Below are 3,016 nucleotides of genomic sequence, written 5' to 3' on the forward strand. Positions count from 1 at the left end.
GAAGGAGACCCTGATGCAGGCCGCAGCGGATGAAGAAAAGGCGATCATCGGCAAGATCAACGAAACCGCCCAGGCCGAACTCAAAGACGTCAGGGAAAAAATTACCCAGGAAATGGGCACCGTCAAGGCCGCCCTCGAAGATGAAATCGACGCATTTGCGGATGCGATAGGAAAAAAAATATTGGGGAGGGCTGCTTAATGAACGTTCCAAATTTCAGCGGGAAACGCCGCCGTGTCGCTCGGTGGACGTTACCACTGGCGCTGGCCGCGCTTCTTTTGTTTGGAAGTGCTGTTGCTTTCGCGGAAAGTGGCGGCGGGCACGGTGAAACAGGCGCCAAAGGGTGGGTGGCAACAGACACCTATCGGGTGATGAATTTTGCGGTATTGGCGATCGGGCTCTTTCTGGTTTTGAAAAAGCCGGTCTCCCAGGCGCTGGGTGGGCGCATCCAAAGCATCAAAGCGCAATTGGTGGACCTGGAAGAAAAGAAGAAGGCTGCGGAAGCCAAACTGGCCGAGTACGATGCCAAAATGGCTGATCTGGACAAAGAATCCGAAGCCATACTGGCCGAGTACGTGAAGCAGGGTGAAGAGGCCAAGGCCAGAATCCTGAAGGAGGCCGAAGTTGCTGCAGAGCGGCTCAAAGAACAGGCCACCAAGAATATCGAGCATGAATTTTTGCAGGCCAAATCCGAGCTCAAGGCGATAATCGTGGAAAAGGCCCTGGCAAAGGCCGAGGAGATCATCAAGGAAAAGATCAACTCGGAAGACCAGGAAAAACTGGTGGATGAATACTTAGCGAAGGTGGTGGCATAGTGAAGAATCTGGCGATTGCAAGGCGGTATGCCAAAGCACTCCTGCTGATCGGTAAAGAGGATGGCAAAACCGACACGTACCGGGAAGAATTGGGTGCTTTTGCTAATCTGATCGAGCAGGAAAAGAGCCTTCAGCAGGTGCTGGTCAATCCGCTCTACGACGCGGAGGGTCGCAAAAAGGTCCTGACGACCGTAATGGATCATCTTAAATTGTCGCAGGCAACGGCCACTTTTCTTCTTTTTCTATTCGACAAGGGGCGGATCGGGTTTTTGAGCAACATCAATGACTTTTTTCAAAAATTTGCCGATGAACTCAAAGGCGTCGCCCGGGCCAGCCTGGTTTCGGCCACGGAACTTTCATCCGAAACCGTTGATAAAATTCGGTCAGCCCTGTCCAAGCGGACAGGTAAGGATATCATTCTGGAGGTTGAGCAGGATCCGGAACTGATCGGCGGTATTGTGACCCGCATCGGCGATCTGGTTCTGGACGGCAGTGTCCGGACGCAGTTGCTCAATATGAGAGAATCTTTAAAAAGGGGTGAGCGTGTCTAATGGAACTAAGAGCTGAAGAAATAAGTCAGATTATCAAAGAGCAGATCACGGATTACGACAAGAAGATCGAATTGAGCGAGACCGGTGTCGTTCTTTCCGTGGGCGACGGCATTTCCCGCGTCTACGGACTGGAAAAAGTCATGGCACTCGAACTGGTGGAGTTCCCTGGCGGCGTCCTTGGCCTGGTGCTCAACCTGGAAGAGGACAACGTGGGTATCGCCATCATGGGTGATGACTCCGGCATCAAAGAGGGCGACATGGTCAAACGAACCGGCAAAATCGCCCAGGTGCCCGTGGGTGAAGCGGTGCTTGGCCGTGTGGTTTCCGGCGTGGGCGAACCCATCGACGGCAAGGGTGCCATCGATACCTCGGAATACCGCCGGGTGGAAATGGTGGCCCCGGGTGTCATCGCCCGAAAATCGGTGCACGAACCCTGCTACACCGGTCTCAAGGCGGTTGACGCCATGACCCCCGTGGGCAAGGGCCAGCGTGAGCTGATCATCGGTGACCGTCAGATCGGAAAGACCGCGGTGGCTGTAGATGCCATCCTGGCCCAGAAAAACACAGACGTTTTTTGTATTTATGTGGCTTGCGGTCAGAAAAAATCCACTGTTGCCCAGGTGGCCGCCATTCTCGAGAGGGAAGGGGCCATGGAGTACACCACCATCGTCGCCGCCTGTGCATCCGACCCAGCGACCCTGCAGTACCTGGCTCCTTACGCCGGCTGCGCCATGGGAGAATACTTCCGCGACAAAGGCCAGCACGCCCTAATTATTTACGACGATCTTTCCAAGCAGGCTGCCGCTTACCGGCAGGTCTCCTTGCTGCTCAGACGGCCGCCGGGACGTGAAGCCTACCCCGGTGACATTTTTTACAACCACTCCAGACTGCTGGAGCGCAGCGCCAAGCTCAGCGACGAACTGGGCGCCGGCTCCCTGACGGCCCTTCCGATCATCGAGACCCAGGCCGGCGACGTTTCCGCCTACATTCCAACCAACGTGATTTCCATTACCGACGGTCAGATCTACCTGGAACCGGCGCTGTTTTTCGCCGGGGTTCGGCCGGCCATCAACGTCGGCCTGTCGGTTTCCCGCGTTGGCGGTGCCGCCCAGACCAAGGCCATGAAGAAAGTGGCCGGTACCCTGCGCCTGGATATGGCCCAGTTCCGTGAACTGGAGGCTTTTGCCGCCTTCGGCAGTGACCTGGATGCCGCCACACAGCGTCAGCTCACCCGTGGGGCGCGTCTGATACAGGTGCTTAAACAGCCCCAGTACAAGCCCCTCTCACACGAAAAGCAGGTGACCATCCTGTACGCGGCGACACGGGGGTATTTAGACAAGTTTCCCACCGATGTCGTCGCCAAGTACGAGGCCGGCCTATATCCCTTCGTCGAAGAGCGCTACCCGCAGATTTATTCCAAACTGGAAGAGGCTCAGGATATTACGAAGGAGATCGAAGACCTGCTCAAGACTGCCCTTGAGGCCTATAATGAAGAATTCAAAGACACCATTAAATAAGGTTTTTGGGAATGACCTGGGTAACACCGCTGAACTCAGCCCACATGTGATAAGGACGTAAACTTTATGCCAACGTTAAAGGAAGTCCAGTTAAAAATCCAGGGTGTCAAGAAGACCAAGCAGATCACCAAAGCC

General features: G+C 55.0%; 3 protein-coding genes and 1 pseudogene. All 4 read left to right on the forward strand.

Features of this window, described 5'->3' with window-relative positions:
* Positions 1 to 199, forward strand: a pseudogene (locus ABYV26_RS23855) (ATPase); the annotation flags it as partial.
* Positions 199 to 813 carry a hypothetical protein gene (locus tag ABYV26_RS23860; RefSeq protein WP_372683850.1) on the forward strand — a complete coding sequence of 205 codons (615 nt, stop codon included), beginning with the start codon at positions 199 to 201 and terminating at the stop codon, positions 811 to 813. The pseudogene ABYV26_RS23855 and the gene ABYV26_RS23860, both read left to right, overlap by 1 nt.
* Positions 813 to 1,364: an ATP synthase F1 subunit delta gene (gene atpH, locus ABYV26_RS23865; RefSeq protein WP_372683851.1), complete on the forward strand. Its 552-nt coding sequence runs from the start codon at positions 813 to 815 to the stop codon at positions 1,362 to 1,364. Before ABYV26_RS23860 ends, atpH begins: the two co-directional genes overlap by 1 nt.
* Positions 1,364 to 2,881: a F0F1 ATP synthase subunit alpha gene (gene atpA / locus ABYV26_RS23870; RefSeq protein WP_372683852.1), complete on the forward strand. Its 1,518-nt coding sequence runs from the start codon at positions 1,364 to 1,366 to the stop codon at positions 2,879 to 2,881. The genes atpH and atpA overlap by 1 nt, the downstream gene beginning before the upstream one ends.
* The last annotated feature ends 135 nt before the right edge of the window (positions 2,882 to 3,016 follow it).

The organism is Desulfosarcina sp. (assembly GCF_041551955.1).
Lineage (GTDB): Bacteria > Desulfobacterota > Desulfobacteria > Desulfobacterales > Desulfosarcinaceae > Desulfosarcina.